Origin of the sequence: Exiguobacterium sibiricum 7-3 (assembly GCF_000620865.1) — a bacterium.
Taxonomy (GTDB): domain Bacteria; phylum Bacillota; class Bacilli; order Exiguobacteriales; family Exiguobacteriaceae; genus Exiguobacterium_A; species Exiguobacterium_A sibiricum_A.
In genome coordinates this window covers 2,806,210-2,823,201 of sequence record NZ_KK211190.1, presented here as the reverse complement: position 1 = coordinate 2,823,201, position 16,992 = coordinate 2,806,210, and the positions used below count along the sequence as shown (strand labels likewise).

Annotated in this window: 14 protein-coding genes and 1 other annotated feature; of the genes, 10 read left to right on the top strand and 4 right to left on the bottom strand. The window is 47.9% G+C overall.

Features of this window, described 5'->3' with window-relative positions; genetic code table 11:
* Positions 1 to 118 precede the first annotated feature (118 nt).
* The 7 genes from P402_RS0115545 (at position 119) to P402_RS0115515 (ending at position 8,206) form a co-directional block, all read left to right on the top strand.
* Positions 119 to 2,074 (top strand): methyl-accepting chemotaxis protein, encoded by a 1,956-nt coding sequence (locus P402_RS0115545; RefSeq protein WP_235188896.1) that lies wholly within the window; start codon positions 119 to 121, stop codon positions 2,072 to 2,074.
* Positions 2,075 to 2,230: 156 nt separating this feature from the next.
* Positions 2,231 to 3,424: a DUF2157 domain-containing protein gene (locus P402_RS0115540; RefSeq protein WP_026829522.1), complete on the top strand. Its 1,194-nt coding sequence runs from the start codon at positions 2,231 to 2,233 to the stop codon at positions 3,422 to 3,424.
* Positions 3,421 to 3,864, top strand: coding sequence for a GDYXXLXY domain-containing protein (locus tag P402_RS0115535; RefSeq protein WP_026829521.1), 444 nt, complete (start codon positions 3,421 to 3,423; stop codon positions 3,862 to 3,864). The genes P402_RS0115540 and P402_RS0115535 overlap by 4 nt, the downstream gene beginning before the upstream one ends.
* A 61-nt stretch (positions 3,865 to 3,925) precedes the next feature.
* Positions 3,926 to 4,175, top strand: a binding site (T-box leader).
* 50 nt (positions 4,176 to 4,225) lie between these two features.
* Positions 4,226 to 5,077, top strand: a complete 852-nt coding sequence (locus tag P402_RS0115530) for an SAM hydrolase/SAM-dependent halogenase family protein (protein ID WP_026829520.1) — start codon at positions 4,226 to 4,228, stop codon at positions 5,075 to 5,077.
* 1 nt (position 5,078) lies between these two features.
* Positions 5,079 to 5,630 carry an ECF-type riboflavin transporter substrate-binding protein gene (locus P402_RS0115525; RefSeq protein WP_026829519.1) on the top strand — a complete coding sequence of 184 codons (552 nt, stop codon included), beginning with the start codon at positions 5,079 to 5,081 and terminating at the stop codon, positions 5,628 to 5,630.
* 51 nt (positions 5,631 to 5,681) lie between these two features.
* Positions 5,682 to 7,388, top strand: a complete 1,707-nt coding sequence (locus tag P402_RS0115520) for an ABC transporter ATP-binding protein (RefSeq protein ID WP_026829518.1) — start codon at positions 5,682 to 5,684, stop codon at positions 7,386 to 7,388.
* Positions 7,379 to 8,206: an energy-coupling factor transporter transmembrane component T family protein gene (locus tag P402_RS0115515; protein ID WP_026829517.1), complete on the top strand. Its 828-nt coding sequence runs from the start codon at positions 7,379 to 7,381 to the stop codon at positions 8,204 to 8,206. Before P402_RS0115520 ends, P402_RS0115515 begins: the two co-directional genes overlap by 10 nt.
* A 125-nt stretch (positions 8,207 to 8,331) precedes the next feature.
* Here the strand turns inward: P402_RS0115515 and P402_RS0115510 are convergent, their stop codons facing one another.
* From P402_RS0115510 to folE2, 4 genes are all read right to left on the bottom strand, one after another.
* Positions 8,332 to 10,125, bottom strand: coding sequence for a carbon starvation CstA family protein (locus P402_RS0115510; protein ID WP_026829516.1), 1,794 nt, complete (start codon positions 10,123 to 10,125; stop codon positions 8,332 to 8,334).
* A 134-nt stretch (positions 10,126 to 10,259) separates the two neighbouring features.
* Positions 10,260 to 10,955, bottom strand: a complete 696-nt coding sequence (locus tag P402_RS0115505; protein WP_026829515.1) for a LytR/AlgR family response regulator transcription factor — start codon at positions 10,953 to 10,955, stop codon at positions 10,260 to 10,262.
* A complete protein-coding gene (locus tag P402_RS0115500; RefSeq protein WP_026829514.1) occupies positions 10,936 to 12,702 on the bottom strand; it encodes a LytS/YhcK type 5TM receptor domain-containing protein in 1,767 nt (588 codons plus the stop codon). Before P402_RS0115500 ends, P402_RS0115505 begins: the two co-directional genes overlap by 20 nt.
* A gap of 100 nt (positions 12,703 to 12,802) precedes the next feature.
* Positions 12,803 to 13,708 (bottom strand): GTP cyclohydrolase FolE2, encoded by a 906-nt coding sequence (folE2, locus tag P402_RS0115495; RefSeq protein WP_026829513.1) that lies wholly within the window; start codon positions 13,706 to 13,708, stop codon positions 12,803 to 12,805.
* 312 nt (positions 13,709 to 14,020) lie between these two features.
* Here folE2 and P402_RS0115490 point away from each other — a divergent pair, with 312 nt between their 5' ends.
* The 3 genes from P402_RS0115490 (at position 14,021) to P402_RS0115480 (ending at position 16,980) form a co-directional block, all read left to right on the top strand.
* Complete coding sequence (locus tag P402_RS0115490) at positions 14,021 to 14,878, top strand: TerC family protein (protein ID WP_026829512.1); 858 nt, start codon at positions 14,021 to 14,023, stop codon at positions 14,876 to 14,878.
* 153 nt (positions 14,879 to 15,031) lie between these two features.
* Positions 15,032 to 15,787 carry a TerC family protein gene (locus P402_RS0115485; protein WP_026829511.1) on the top strand — a complete coding sequence of 252 codons (756 nt, stop codon included), beginning with the start codon at positions 15,032 to 15,034 and terminating at the stop codon, positions 15,785 to 15,787.
* Positions 15,788 to 15,846: 59 nt separating this feature from the next.
* Positions 15,847 to 16,980 carry a YfbR-like 5'-deoxynucleotidase gene (locus P402_RS0115480; RefSeq protein WP_026829510.1) on the top strand — a complete coding sequence of 378 codons (1,134 nt, stop codon included), beginning with the start codon at positions 15,847 to 15,849 and terminating at the stop codon, positions 16,978 to 16,980.
* The last annotated feature ends 12 nt before the right edge of the window (positions 16,981 to 16,992 follow it).

Here is a 16,992-nt window from a genome sequence, read left to right as displayed (position 1 = left end):
GTTTCTTTTTTTTGATTTTCTGTGAAAAAACATACATTTTAACCGATAAAGAAACTAGAACGACGAGTACTTAGCTCGAGAATGGGAGTTGGATATGAAACAGAAGAAAAAGCGTACGTTGAGTATTAAACAGAAGTTGATCCTGACATCGATGCTCTTATTATTGATTCCGTCTTTATTGATTGGCTTTGTTTCTTACAGTCAGGCCAAACAAAAAATTACGAATGAAATCCTGCAGTCAGCTCATGCCGGAGTCGACCGGATGAACGATGAAATCATGAACATCATCGATCCGATGCGACGCGATGTCGCCTTTTTCGCGGACCGGATTGACGGGACACTTTATCAATCAGGTAAACAGAACCTCGACTTAAAAGAAAAAATGACCGAATACTTAGATACCCATCCACAAGCCGCTAATATTTATTATGCGACGACATCAGGAGAGATGACAATCTATCCGGAACAGTCGATGCCGGATGATTATGATCCTCGGGACCGTCCTTGGTACAAAGCAGCAGAAGACGCTGGTGGGAAAGTCGTCATCACGGATCCGTATGTGGATGCGGCATCGGGCAAGATGATGGTCACGCTCTCGCAGACGGGTGGAAACGGACGCGGTGTCATTGCAGTCGACGTTGATGTCGACCGGATTGCAGAAATCGCTAAAAAAATCAAAATCGGAAAAGAAGGTTACGTCACGATTTTGGATTCGAAAAAAAAATTCGTTACCCATCCGACGTTGAAACCGGGTGAAACAGCGTCCGGCAGTTGGGTTGGTTCCCTTTATGCGGGTAAGGAAGGACGCTTTTCCTACTTATTTGAAGATGAAGAAAAGCAGATGGATTTCATGACGAACAGTTTGACCGGTTGGAAAGTCGCCGGGACATTATACGATCATGAAATCACGGATGAAACATCCAGTATTTTATGGACGACATTAGGTGTCATTGCTGGTACGTTCCTCCTGGCTGCACTACTGTTATTCTTTATCTTACGTTCGATCATCAGCCCGCTGAATCGATTGACGAAAAGTGCGGAACGGATTCAAGAAGGCGATTTGACGGAAGAGGTCGTCGTCGAGTCGGATGATGAAATCGGACAAGTCGCAGAAAGCTTCAATACGATGATTCTGTCGTTGCGTGGCATCATCACGAATCTTGATCAATCGATTGGACAGGTCGCGGCCTCTTCAGAAGAATTAATGGCAAATGCGGCGCAGACGACGGCAGCCTCGGAACAAATTGCCGGTTCGATTCAAGAGATGGCGGCAGGCGCCGGTCAATCGAAACGTCAGCTGGACGGCAATGCTATATCACTTCAAGCCATTACGTCAGGTGTCATGCGGATTGCCGAAAGTTCAACCAACGTCTCGGAATTGTCGCGTGCGACGGCTTCAGAAGCAGAAGACGGTACGGCCGCTGTTACTAAAAACGTGGAGCAGATGAAGGCAATCGATACATCGGTCGAGAATTTTGGTGAGGTCATCCAATCACTCGCACACCGCTCGAACGAGATTGGAAAGATTGTCGATGTCATCAACGGCATTGCCACCCAGACAAATTTACTTGCCTTAAACGCAGCGATTGAAGCCGCACGGGCGGGGGAAAACGGAAAAGGATTTGCCGTCGTTGCCAGTGAAGTGCGGAAGCTTGCGGAACAGTCGCAGGAATCGACGAAACAAATCTCCCATCTGATTCAAAATATCAAACAGGAAACGGAACGTTCGGTCTTCCTGATGAAAGAAGTATCGCATCATACGAAAGCGGGACTGGAAACGACGGAAGATTCGGCCGTTCGTTTCAAACAAATCATGTTGCGGACCCAAGAGATGACACCGCGGATCGAGGATGTCACGGCAACGGTCGAAGAGATTGCTGCCAACGTCCAGGAAGTCTCGGCATCCGCAACGGAAATCGCCCATATCGCAGATGAAAATTCTGCCGCATCAGAGCGCGTCGCAGCAACGACGGAAGAACAACTCGGCTCGATGGAAGATATTTCGCAATCGGCGAAAACATTGTCTGATATGGCGGAAGAATTGCAAGTGCTGGTTTCACGTTTCAAAGTCTAATTCAGCAGACGACCGTCCCCTTTACGGAGGCGGTCGTTTTTGTGTCGGGAAAAGTCATGGTGGTGACTTGTATTTCTGTTAATGTCCGCATAGATTCGACGACAAACGGGAAAATATAAATGTAGCCTAGCAACTTGTAATCGGGAGGTGTCAATGATGGCGCGACTGACGAAGTTAATGGAGTGGCAACAGGCCGGTTTGATTGATGCAGAGACGATTCAACGAATTAAGGAGTATGAAGCTCATCGGAAAAATAAAAAGCGTGTCCCATTGTTGTTGATTGTCGGACTGACCTTTGTCGGTTTAGCCTTACTCAGTTTTTTAGCTGCGAATTGGCAGGCGATTCCTGCCCTCATTAAGATTGGTTTGGTTTTAGTCATCATGGTCGGTTGTTATGTCTTGGCAGATGTATCGGAACGTCGAACCATTTGGAATCCCGTCGCTTTCCGGATCCTTGGACTGATCGCTTTTGCCGGAGCCCTCATCGTCACCGTTCAGAGCTTCCATATGTCGATGCAAGGTTCCTTCATCGGTTGGGCCGTCTTTCTTGCCGCGCTTGCCCACTTCTTCACGTGGCGTCATCCGGCCTATGCCATTCTCGCATTCATCTCGGGTTTGAATATCTTTACCGGAGTCGGCGGATTCGGAAGTGAGCACGCCACGTTTCTCGACTGGACATCGATTGTCTTCGTCGTGATTGTTTCGCTTGCCTGGTTCTATTTCAGCCAGTCTTTTCCGTCCCTCATTCTCAGTTGGTTATTTCTTTATCTATCGGGACTTGAGTTGTTTGCCCTTGTCTCTTATGACGGTCTCCTTTGGCCGATTTGGACCTTGTTTGCCCTTGTCCCGCTGTTACTCGTCGTCAAACAGGAACAGGACCGTCATTTTTTATACCATCTGTATTTGATTGTCGCCGCAATCAATTCACTGATCTATTTAACGATACGTGCGGAAACGACGGACTCCGTCATTCCTTTGGGAGAAGCAATCGCGCTTGCTGTTTTCGGTCTCGCAATCGGATACTTGATGTATCAAAAATTTCGTCCGTTGTTTTGGATTTTACCGCTCGGTTTGTTCGGATTCCTTTGGTTTGATGAACAAGCCATCTTGATTGCTGCGCTCGTCGAACTCATTGCCTTTGTCTATTTGATTGAGCAAGAGCGTCAAGGTCGTCGTCTGACGATTCCATTCATCTACTTCATCGCGGTCCAACTGACGATTTATTTCATCTATGCCTGGGATCGTCTCGATATGTCATTGTTCTTCCTCGTCGGAGCACTGCTCGTCTTCCTGATTGCCGGTGTCTTATGGTGGATTCGAAAACGTCATGAAGGAGGGGTTCCGTCATGAAACGGTATCTGTTTCCAGTCCTGCAAATCATCGTTGTCCTCGGTGTGATCCTCAGTTTTTATTCCATTTCCTGGTTCGGTGACAGCTATCGTTTTCGGGCGGAACCGTACGATCCGTTTAGCCCGGTCTTCGGTGAATATGTCATGTTGCAGTATCCTGACCTGAAGCCGGCAGATTCCGTCAAAAAAGGATTGGTCTACGTTACGTTTACGACGGATTCTGATGGTTATGCCAAGATCGACCGGATCTCGAATGAACGCTTTTTCGGTTCAGTTGCCGGAGATTATTACGACAAATACGTCACCATCCCCCAATTGAATCAGTATTATGTGGCGCAGGGAACAGGAAAAGGATATGAGGATGCGAAAAAATTAGAAGTCAGAGCTGATGTCTCGCCATGGGGTACGGTTCGGGCAACTGATTTGAGTGTTCGTAAATAAAAGACTTGCGTAAATAAAAAAAGGGTTGTAAGATAAGTTTAAATTTTCAGACTAATTAAATATACTGGCGTTGATAGGAAGAGTACGACGCGACTGTTTGAACAGAGAGCTTCTGTTGGTGGGAATGAAGTGAAACAGTCTGTCGGAAGATGGTCCTTGAGCTGTCGATAGAACACGAACTTCGTAAGTAGAATCGACCGGTACGAACGGATACCGTTATCATTCTTGGGAGTCCTCGACTCTATGAGGTCATTTGATGCGAGTCAGATGATGAACGAAGGTGGTACCACGTGAGACATCACGTCCTTATCTGATAAGGGCGGGATGTCTTTTTTTATGAGATAAGAAAGGAGTCGGAAAGATGGCAGAGGCATTGGTGTTACAATCCGATTTTGGAATGAGTGATGGGGCGGTAAGTGCCATGTATGGTGTCGCACATAGTATTAATCCCGAAATCCGTATTTTTGATTTAACGCATGATATCCCGCCGTTTCAGATTTGGGAAGCCTCGTATCGACTCATTCAGACGGTTCCGTACTGGAAAGAACAGACGGTATTTGTTTCTGTCGTTGATCCCGGAGTCGGATCGAATCGGAAGAGTGTCGTCGCCCGGACCCATACGAATCAATTCATCATCACACCGGATAATGGGACATTAACACATTTGGTGCAAGGGAACTTATTAGCGGATGCCCGTTTGTTGGACGATACAATCCACCGTCTGCCGGTCATGGGTGAATCGTATACGTTCCATGGTCGTGATATTTACGCTTACACAGGCGCCCGGCTATCGAGTCGAACCATCACGTACTCTGATATTGGTCCGCTGATTGACTTGGAGTCGCTGATTTTGCTGAACCGGGAGCCGGCTCGTCAGCAAGATGAACGGCTGGAAGGGATTATTGAAATTTTTGATGTCCGGTTTGGGAACGTCTGGACCAACATTCCTTCTACTTTCATACGGCATATCGGGCTGGAAATCGGATGTTCGGTGCAAGTGGAAGTGGTCCACGACGGGAATATCGTATTTTCAGATGAACTGACGTGGGGACATTCATTTGCCAACGTTGAACTGGGAAAGGGACTGGTCTATGTCAATTCAATGGATCATCTGGCGCTCGCATTAAATCAAGATTCGTTTGCTGAACGGTATCAGGTCGGTATCGGAAACGCATGGCAGGTTCGTATTCAAAAGAGTAGAGGAGAGAAGTGACATGAATGGATTAACGACAAAACAAATTGTGGCGACAGGCGTTGGGGCAGCAGTATTCGTCATCTTAGGACGGTTTGCTGCATTACCGACGGGAATTCCGAATACATCGATTGAGACAGCCTATGCCTTTTTAGCATTCATGGCTATTTTGTTTGGACCGATTGCAGCGGGATTAATTGGATTAATCGGTCATGCTTTAAAAGATGCCATCTTTTATGGTGCACCTTGGTGGAGTTGGGTCATCGTCTCCGGATTTGTCGGTTTTTCAATCGGTTTGATTGCCCGTCGGATCCGGATTGAAGAAGGCGGTTTGACGACAAAAAAATTAGTGCTGTTTAACGGCACACAAGCACTTGTTCAACTGATTGGTTGGGTCATTCTAGCACCTGTTTTAGATATTTTAATTTATGCAGAACCTGCCAATAAAGTATTCGTTCAAGGAGCGGTCGCGGCCGCATCCAACATCATTACAGTTGGTGTTATCGGAAGTCTTCTCTTAGTGGCGTATGCTAAAACGAGAAGCAAGGCAGGCAGTCTGAAGCGAGAAGCATAAACCAGGACTGTCCCCTCAAGGGGGGCAGTCTTTTTAGTCGGGGGGATTAACATGAAGCAGGTAAGTGTAGCATTCAATGAATTTTCGTTTACGTACCGGAGCCAGTCGGAACCAACTTTACAGAAGATTAACCTGTCAATTTCTAAAGGTGAGCGTGTATTAATCGTTGGACCATCCGGTTCAGGAAAAAGTACACTCGCCCAGTGTATCAACGGTTTAATTCCATTTTCTTATCCCGGTACGTGGGAAGGGTCTGTCGAAATTACCGGAATCGATGCCCGAACGCTCTCTTTGTTTGACCGTTCAAGTATTGTCGGAACCGTTATGCAGGATCCGGATACTCAGTTTGTCGGATTGTCAGTAGCAGAAGATATTGCGTTTGCTTTGGAAAATAAGCAAGTCGAACAGCAGGACATGCGACATTTGGTAGAAAAAACAGCCCGTCTGGTCGATGTCGACTCTTTGTTGGGGTCCCGTCTGGAGGCACTGTCCGGTGGGCAACGGCAACGGGTTGCGTTAGCGGGTGTCCTCGTCGAAGAAGCGGAAGTGCTGTTATTTGATGAACCGTTGGCTAATTTGGATCCGATTGCCGGCATGGAAGCGATGGAATTGATTGATCAGTTGCAACGACGGACGGAACAGACGTTGATTGTGATCGAGCACCGGATTGAAGATGTGCTTTCGATTCCATTTGACCGGATGATCGTGATGAAAGAAGGCACAATCGTCGCGGATGCAAGTCCGGATGAAGTGTTGAGTGGAGGCATTATTAGCGCGTCTGCGTTGCGTGAACCGTTATATTTGAGTCTGGCCCGTTTTGCCGGAATGCCGATTCATCCACAGATGCAACCAAGTCGAATGGAGACGTTTATCACCCGATTTGACAGGGGGCTTCTGCATACTCTGTTGCAAAGACAGTCTATTGAGCCGGTTCAACGTCGTGAACCATTGCTGGATGTCAAACAGCTGAATTTCCGTTATGATGCAGAGCGATTGATTTTAAATCAAGTATCGACTTCTTTCGCCAAAGGTACGTTAACGAGTATCGTCGGACAGAACGGTGCCGGAAAATCGACACTGGCTAAAATTTTGAGCGGTTATCGCCGGGCGGGAAGCGGAACAATTCATCTCGCCGGTTCGGATGTTACAAACCAATCAATTGGTCAACGGGCCGATCGAGTAGGATTTGTCCTGCAAAATCCCAACCATATGATTTCAAAACAAATTGTGCAGGAAGAAATACGCTACGGCATGCAGGTTCTTGCGCTGAGTGAGGAAGAAGAAAATCGACGGGTTGAGGAAACGCTTCGTCGATGCGGATTGTATCCGTTCCGCAATTGGCCAATCGATGCTTTGAGTTTTGGACAAAAGAAAAGGGTGACGATTGCATCGATTCTGGTCCGTCAACCGGATGTGCTAATTTTGGATGAGCCGACTGCGGGTCAAGATTACCGGCATTACTCGGATATCATGGACTTTTTGGAACGATTGAAGCATGAGGGAATGACGCTGCTCGTCATTACCCACGATATGCATCTCGTTTTGGAATACAGTGATCATGTCTGTCTCATCCAGAATGGTCAGGTTCAGTTTGAAGGAACCCCACTTGCACTATTGTCGCAAAAAGAATTGCTACAACAAGCACACCTAAAGCAAACTTCGTTATTTACAGTAGCACAGCAGTATGAACTTGATCCTGCAGGACTCGTGACACAGGTGATTGAGGCAGAACGGAAGGAGCGAGCAGGATGGCAGTAGATATGCTAGGGTACATCGAACGAAAATCTCCTGTCCATCGTCTGACGGGAGCAACAAAGTTGATTTGTTTTTTATTATGGACGATTGCGACGATTGTCACATACGATACACGCGTCCTCATTGTTTTATTGTTGGCAAGTGTCGGCTTATTTTCTGTTTCAAAGATTTCTTTTAAAGAAGTTCGATTCGTCCTTTTGTTTACACTGTCATTTATCTTGTTAAATTCGATTGCCGTCTACCTGTTTGCTCCTGAGCAGGGAGTTGCCATCTATGGAACGCGTCATGTATTGGCAGAAGGAATCGGTCGTTTCACCGTGACATCGGAACAACTGTTTTACATGCTGAATTTAATTTTAAAATACAGTGCGATTGTGCCGATTGCTGTCTTGTTTTTGGTGACCACTCATCCGACAGAATTTGCGGCGTCTTTGAACCGGATCGGTATTCCTTATAAAATTGCCTTTGCCGTGTCCTTAGCCTTACGCTACATTCCGGATGTTCAGCGAGACTTTCGAACGATTAAAGATGCACAGGAAGCGAGAGGCGTCGCTTTATCCAATGCGCCGTTGTTCAAACGAATCCGTAACAGTTTAAACATTCTGTTGCCACTTGTTTTTACAAGTCTTGAACGGATTGAGACTGTCAGTAACGCGATGGATTTGCGAGGGTTCGGAGCAGGCAAAAAGCGGACCTGGTACAATCAACGTCCCATGACCAAAGCCGACTTTACAGCGATTGCCTGTGTCGGGTTACTTGTACTGTTGTCTTGCTTCATCACTTTTTATGATGGGAACCGGTTTTATAATCCTTTTCGCTAAAAGCAGATGAAGATATGAAAAATAGTTCTTTTAGAACAAAGCAGGGGTGACAGAATTGTAATCTGCCACCCCTGCTTTTATAGAAACTGACTTTTGAGTCAACCCATTTGATGGGTTTCCATCCATCAAGCTGATTTTTTCACTTTTTCCCAACGTGGTGAATTGAGCAATTCGATCCATTTCCGCACAGCTGAAATCGTGATGACGATGGCTAAAACACCCATCGTGACCGATAAGATCGTATTCAGAATACTGAAGCCGGCAGAGGCTGGGTTGGCATAGACGTTAGCGACCATCCAGATGTCGGCGAACGTGACCGTTACGAGCAGATAGACAAGTGGAATGAACGTCGTCAACGCATAAACTTTTTTATCGGCAATCTTTAGGATAATTGTCGTTCCGATGATTAAGCCGATGGAAGCCATCAATTGATTCGAGACACCGAACAAGGCCCAAATCGAACCGATATCACCGGAGAAGAGCAGGTAACCCCAAAAGAACGTTCCAAGCGCACTGGCGAAAATCGCACCCGGGATCCAGTCGACCCGTTTCAACGGTTTGTAGAATTCACCGAAGAAATCTTGGATCAGGTAGCGGGCCACTCGTGTTCCGGCATCGATTGCCGTCAGGATGAAGACCGCTTCGAAAAGAATCACGAACTGGAAGAAGAAGCCGGCAATTTCACGGAACCAAGGGATGGCCCGGAAGATGAACGTCATACCGACGGCAAGTGAAACAGCTCCACCGGTCCGCCCTGCGAGATCGAGACCGATTTCCCGCGACAATTCATCGAGGTAGACCGTACTCATCCCGAGTGTCGCAAAGACTTCCGGTGTCGAGTTGATGGCGAAGTAATCCCCGACTTCAAGGGAAGTCGCGGCAATCAAAGCCATGACAGCGACCAGACACTCAACGAGCATCGCACCGAAGGCGACCGGTTTGATATCGCTCCAACGATTGATCATCTTTGGTGTCGTTCCGGAGCCAACGAAGGCATGGAAGCCGGAAATCGCACCACAGGCAATCGTGATCGAGATGAACGGCCAGACCGGACCGGCAATGATGGGACCGCCGCCGTTGACGAATTTCGTGAAGGCCGGGAAGCGGATGTCAGGGTTGATGATGAAGACACCGACGATCAAGGCAAAGAATACACCGATTTTCATGAAGCTTGATAAGTAATCACGCGGTGCAAGCAACAGCCAGACCGGAAGTGCTGCAGCGAAGAAGGCGTAGATCGGTAAAGCAATCGCGAGTTGACGTGACGACAGGTCGAACCATGTTCCGATGAACGTGTCAGTCAACTGGGGACCGAAACCAATCGCAGCAAGAATTAATAGGAAACCGACGACTGAAGCCAAGGCGAGGTTACCGCCTTTTCGTAAGTAGATGCCGACACCCATGGCAATCGGAATCGTCGAGAAGACAGCGAATGTTCCCCATGGATTGTGCTCCAGTGCATGCAGAACGACCATTGATAATCCGGCCATTGTGATTGTGATGATGAAGAGCATCGCGAGACCGGCACAAAAACCGGCGACAGGTCCGAGCTCTTTTTTAGCGACTTCCGATAACGACTGTCCATCTTGACGCATCGAAGCGAACAAGACGACCATATCGTGGACGGCGCCACCGATGACGGCACCAATCAGCAACCATAAAAGTCCCGGTAAATAGCCGAACTGGGCAGCAAGTACAGGACCGACAAGCGGACCGGCAGCGGCGATCGCTGCGAAATGATGACCGAATGACACCCATTTGTTGGTCGGGACATAATCTTTTCCATCCGCAAACTTATGGGCCGGTGTTTCCCGGTCCTCTTTGATTTTTAAGACTTTGACAGCCATGAATGTGCCATAGAGACGATAAACGATCAATAAAATACAAATGACGGCAATAACAATTGGTGTAGCACTCATGCGTGAACCTCCTCATAAACTGGTATGAGAAAAGTGTACTTTATTTGGAAGCGCTTTCTTTTGTTTGGCGGATGAATGGTTTGTTTTAACCGATGACATGTCGAAAAAGGGGGATGAACGGAAAAAAGAAACCCTCAGATACCGAGAGCTTCCTTTAAGACTTTGACATACGTCCGGCTGACCGGCACATCAATCTGTTGGATTTTGATCGTATAGGCACCGTTGAACCAGGGTTCGATCGCTTCGATGGCAGCGAGGTTGACGAGGTAGGAACGGTGGACCCGCAGAAAGCGGTGACCGGATAATTTTCGTTCAAGTTCCTGTAACGTGTCGTTCGACGGATAGGATTCGGAACGGGTTACGATTTTCGTTTTACCGTTTTCAGCGACAATGTAGTCGACATCCTGCGGGGAAAGCAATTTTAACTGCTCTCCGGATTCGACGGCCAATCGTTCAATCCGCGGTGTTTTCAGCGCCGGTTTCCGCATGATTTTTTCAATAGCCCGAATAATCCGTGACGGATCGTACGGTTTCAAGATGTAATCGTAAGCGTTCAGTTCGAAAGCTTCGAGTGCATGGGCATCATAAGCCGTCACGAATAAAATCGCAGGTGGATGAGGCATCGATTGTAATCGTTTCGCGACGTCCAGACCACTTCCGTCAGTCAGTTCGACATCTAAAAAAACGAGATCCGGCTGTAATGTCCGAACGAGTTGCTCGGCTTCACCGACGTGTCCGGTCTCGGCGATGACTTCGAGTCCGGCCCGGACGACATGATACCGCAGTTCGTCGCGGGCGAGCGGTTCATCTTCAATTAAAATCGTGCGCATGCGGCGCCTCCTTTCCTGTTTCAATCGGCAGATGGATGGTAATGCTTGTACCTTCTCCAGGTTGACTGGTCAATCGGAAAGAACCGTTTTCGGCATACAGGCTTTTGATTCGTTCCGCTGTATTGAAAAGGGCGGTTCCCGTACCACTGGATTCAATGACTTCCCGGCCGAGGCGTGCAAGCCGCTCCTCTTCAATCCCGCGTCCATTATCGACGACTTCCAACACCAATTGATCCGCGGTCAACCATGCAGTGACGCCGACGTATCCGGTCTGACCGGGACTGAACGCATGCTGGAAGGCATTTTCGATTAACGGTTGGAGAACAAAGGGAGGAACGAGTAGTTGTTCCGTGCCTTCCTCTAAATCAATATCAACGAATGGACGGCTCGGGAACCGGGCAGCTTCAAGTGAGATATAAGATTCGATATGTTCCAGTTCCTTTTGCAACGGGATTTTCGTCGAACGGGCACCTTGCAGATTACTGCGGAAAAATGTCGACAGTTCCAGCAATAATGTGCGGGCCTGTTCGATATCGGTCCGGCACGAAGCATAAATCGTATTGATGGCATTAAACAAAAAGTGCGGATGAATTTGCGCTTCGAGTGCCCGGATTTCAGCATCCTTCAATAGACCGGCTTGCCGTTCCGCTTTGCCGAGGGCGAGTTGGGTCGAAAAGAGCTTCGCGAGTCCTTCAATCAATTCCACCTCGACCGCGTCGAGTAATTCAGGGTGGGGATAGTAAACCTTCAACGTCCCGATCGTCGTCTCGCCGATCGTCAACGGAGCAATGATTCCGGCTTGGAGCGGACAGTCTGCTTTCGGACAACCAATCTCATCACGGTCGGTGACAAGCCGAAGTTGTCCGTCTGTCAGGACATGTTCCGTCGGACGCGTCGTCCAGTGCCCGCCGGACCGGTGATGGTCACTGCCGACACCAATATGCGCCAAAATGACGGACTGATCGGTTAAGGAGACGGCATCAGCTCGCGTTTGTTGTAACAAAATATCGGCAACGGCTTCAGCAGTTTGGATATTCAGACCGCGTGTTAAGTACGGTAATGTTAAATCAGCGATATGCAACGAACGTTCCGCTTCCCGAGCCCGGACATGTTCTTCCTCGCGCGCTGCGAGGCGGATGATCGATAAGAACAACCACACTCCAAGGACGTTGACGACGGTCATCGGAAGGAAGATGAACTGGACCAGTTCAAGGGCAGCAGGAAACGGATCAGACAACAGAAGAATCAGGGACATTTCGAAAACCATTAAAAAACCGGTCAGACAAATTGGCAACAATGCTTGGCTTCCGAGACGGTCGCGCCAGTAAGGACGCAACAAGCCGCTGACGCCGCCTGCAACAACGGTCGATAAAGCACAAGCGAAGGCGGTAAAACCACCGAGTGTATATCTATGGATACCGACGAGCAGACCGGTGATCGTTCCACCAATCGGACCGGCAAGTAATCCGCTGATGACGACAATCATCGTCCGTGTGTTCGCGATTGCCGATGTGCCATCGACCTGTTCGAGCCAGGTGTGCGGTAAAAACTTGGCCAAATCGACTTTGACACCGGTGTAGTTACTCAAAATCCCGTATGTGGCGAAAAACAGAATCAACAATCCGAACTGCCAGCCGGCTTCAGGCTGTTTCAGCAAGCGGCGTGTCGGTCCCCACTGGGCGAGGATGAACGCTAAAATGATCATGATTCCGAGTCGTTCCAGTAAAAAAGGTATGAGTTCAAACATGACATCCCTCCGTTCGTCCTAAGTGTAAACGTTACCGAAAAGGAGGACAACGAAAAAAAACTCCAACCGACCCTCGGGTCGGTTGGAGTTTCCTTGCGTATTACTGTGCATCTTTATCAAACGTGATGCGTGCGATCGCATCATGCTGGTGAATTGTTTCTTCATTGCGACATTCGACGAAGAACGACGCGATTGGATCCATTTCGTAAAGATCAGCAGCGATTAAGCGCACCATATCTTCGACGAAACGCGGGTTTTCATAGGCCATCTCTGTGACACGTTTTTCATCCGGACGTTTGAGGACCGGGTGCAGAGGTGCCGATGCATTGGATTCCGCTGCATCGAGAAGTTCTTGTTTCCAGTTGAAATCATCTGCTTCATCGCGTAATGAAGCTTCCATCGTCACGTAACCGCGTTGGTTATGCGCACTATACTCACTGATTTCCTTTGAACATGGGCAAAGTGTCGTCACATTGATCGTCAGACCGACAGACAATGTCGCTTCGTTTGTTTCCGTGTTGACACTGACGGTCTGCCAGACTTCGGCATTCATCAATCCGCCGAGTCCTGTTGCAGGAGCTTTACGTGTGAAGAACCATGGGTAACGGATTGTCAATTGTCCTTCTGTTTGTTCCATCCGCTCAGCAAGTTCGCGTGCAAATTGGATGAGGGATTCATTCGTGACGACCCAACCCTCGTTATGATACTGATCGAGTTGTTCCGTCAAACGGCTCATGTTGATCCCTTTACGGTCTTGAACAAGCGAAGTGGACAGTTCGAATGTCGCAACGGTTGCTTGTGTCGTTTCGCCGTCTTGGATGACGACCGGATGTTTCACGTTTGAAATTCCTACAGCATCCAGTGCAAAGAGGAAATTCTTCGGTGTGTTCTGCAAGTCGATCATTTTATCTTTTTCAGTCGGCTTTGTCCCTTTAATAGGAGGAACAGAACCAAACAGCTTGTGGCGCTCTTCTTTGGTTGGCAGTGTAACCGGGTAAGTAGACATTTATATCGGCCCCTTTGTCCTTTTGTAGTAGTGCAAGTAGTAATAACATGACAGGAATGCTAGAGACGAGCAAGTCTGGTGATTCCGTGAATGTGTTGTCGCGACGTATCGTTGCTATGAATTTTATCACGAACCTTCCTAAAAATAAAACTTACAAGACTCGGAAGAAACAGTTTGCTGATTCGCAGGCATAAGTTGCTTGCAATCGGGTATAGTATCCTATAGTATATGTTCATATGAACGCATAAACGATGTGTCTAATGAAAACTTGATTTTCAATTTAAAATCGTAAACTAGGAAGGAATGAAGTAGATGGATTGGCAGTTAGTACTTCAATATGCCTGGGTCGTCCTTGTCTTAATCGCGTTAGAAGGACTACTTTCGGCAGATAACGCACTCGTCTTGGCGGTCATGGTAAAGCATTTACCGGGCGAACAGCAGAAAAAGGCTTTATTTTATGGATTAGCAGGAGCATTCGTTCTTCGATTTGCAGCATTATTTGCAATCTCATTCCTCGTCGATATCTGGCAGATCCAAGCACTTGGTGCCGCTTACCTATTGATCATGGGACTACGGCATATTTATAAGACCATTAAAGCCCGGCGGATCGGTGAGAATCATGGAGCAGAAAACGAGCTCGACGCAGAACCAAAATCAGATGAGCCGGTTTCGAAAGCAGAGTTTTGGAAAACAGTCGCAAAAATTGAATTCGCTGACCTCGCATTTGCTGTCGATTCGATTTTGGCAGCCGTCGCACTTGCCGTTGCTCTTCCGAACTGGGGAACAGGTGAAATTGGTGGCTTGAACACCGGTCACTTCGTCGTCATTTTGACAGGTGGACTGATGGGTGTCGTCTTGATGCGTTTCGCAGCCCGCGTCTTCGTTAAGTTACTGGCAGAGCGTCCGGGTCTTGAAACAGCAGCATTCGCAATTGTTGCCTGGGTCGGGGTCAAACTTGCGGTTCTCGCACTGGAACATCCGAAATACCATGTTTCAATCGAAGGTACGATTTTCGAAGCGTTGAAACTTCCTGAAGGATTCGCCCACAGCACACCGTGGCAAATCTTCTTCTGGACCGTCATGGTTGGTCTCGCACTTTGGGGTTGGTTCTCTTCTCCGAAGACGAAATCAAATCCGGATGCCGAAAAGAAAGTCGAAAAAAATCTTTAATCACAATCAGGCTCTCCATCATGGAGAGTCTTTTTTTGTCTAATCATCCGGAAGTTCGGGTAAAAAGAACAGTCAGATTCAAGTGTTCAGTCTTTTGCTTTTAGATAAGCGGCCTTATAATAAACTTACTGAACAAAAAGGGGATTCGTTTTTATGGATATTGGATTAATTACACAGTATGCGACGGTCGGACTTGTTTTAATCATCTTACAAGGTCTGCTGTCAGCCGATAACGCCATGGTTATGGCTGTTCTCGTACGTCCGTTGCCGGACGATCAACGAAAAAAAGCATTGTTTTACGGATTGATCGGAGCACTTGTCTTACGCTTCGTCGCGATTTTCTTTGCGTCTTACTTGGCGACGATTTGGGAGTTACAGGCACTCGGAGCAATTTATTTATTCTATGTTGCCTTCAAAGGGATTGTCGAGGCACGATCGAACAAACACCAGATTCCGGAGTCAGCTTCCTCTAAAAAGGCGTCACCGAATTTTTGGTGGACGGTCGTCAAGGTCGAGTTCTCTGACTTGGCGTTTGCGGTCGATTCGACGCTCGCAGCCGTTGCGATGGCAACGACGTTACCGATGATCGGCGGAACGATCGGCGGCTTGAACACAGGACAATTCTGGGTCGTCTTCTTCAGCGGAATCATCGGACTCGTCATCATGCGTTACTTCGCCAGCTGGTTTGTCGTCTTGTTGCAAAAACGGCCGGGTATCGAAGAAGCTGCCTTTTGGCTCGTTGCGTGGGTCGGGGTCAAGCTAGTCGTCATGACACTGGCGCATCCGTCGATTCACGTCTTACCGCATGAATTTCCGGAAAGTACGCTTTGGCAATCAATCTTTTGGATTGTCCTCGTCTTGATTTTAGTGTTAGGTTGGTTCAGAAGTGGTCCGAAAACAGACAAATAATAATTAGAAACGGACAGGGTCATCATTCCTCTGTCCGTTTTTTATGAGGAGAGATGACGGTGCAAAACGGTAATTTTATTCGCATGTTGACACGGATGCAGAATGTCCCGCGTTGGGACGAATATGCCCCTCGTTTTCCGGATAATGCGGCGAGTCACAGCTTCCGTGTCGCTTTATTCAGTTTGATGGCGAGTTATATTGAAGAAGAGGTAGCAGATACTAAATACGATCGATTGACGTTGCTTGGGAAAGCCTTGTTCCATGATATGAATGAGGTCATCACGGGACCGATTAAACACCGGACGAAAAAAGAACCGACTTTGCATGCCCACATCCAGGCGATGGAGCGGCAGGCGAGTGAAAAACTCGTAGCGTTACTGTCGAAGTCCCTTCAACCGGATTTCACGAATTATCTGGTGTTCGCAGAAGATGACTCGACAGAAGGAAAGCTGGTCGAAGCAATCGACACGTTTGATGCGATGCTGTTTGCGAAACGAGAAGCGGAAGTGACGGGATCGACGTTTTTCCGCGAGAAGACGAATGAACTCAAAGCAGCACTGTCGACTCATCCGTTGTCATCCATCCGGACGTTGACGGAGTCGGTTTGGGCAGAGGACGACATGTCGCGTTTCATTGACAATGTCTTGATGATGGATACGATCCGTCGCTGGAAAGGACGGTTCAATACGATTGACGACAATGATGCGACACATGCGTTCCGTGCGGCATCACTCGGCTTGTTCAACGGATTGATTGAGTCCAAAAAATACGGTGTGAAGATCAATACGGCAGAAGTCGTCTCACGTCTGCTGTGCCATGATCTGGTCGAAGGAACGACAGGCGATGTCCTCGGTCCCGTCAAACATGCGACGCCGGTCACGGCGGCGGCTTTTGAAGCCTATGAGCGAACGGAAGGCGAAGCGTTGATTAATCTGTTGCCGTCTTCAATGCGAAAAGAATTTCACCGGTTCGTCGTCGAGGCAAAAGATGAGACGTACGAAGGACAGATGGTCGATGTCGTCGATAAGCTCGATGCGCTGATCAAGATGAACATGGAACGGAAATTAAACGGCGTGGAATATGAGACGGGTTACCGTGCACAGTTGAAGAAAGTCCAAACGGTTTATGAAAACCCATCCGTCGTCTTCTTCCTGGCTTATGTCTTACATGATTTGGACTACGTGACATCTTAAAACAAAGGAGGA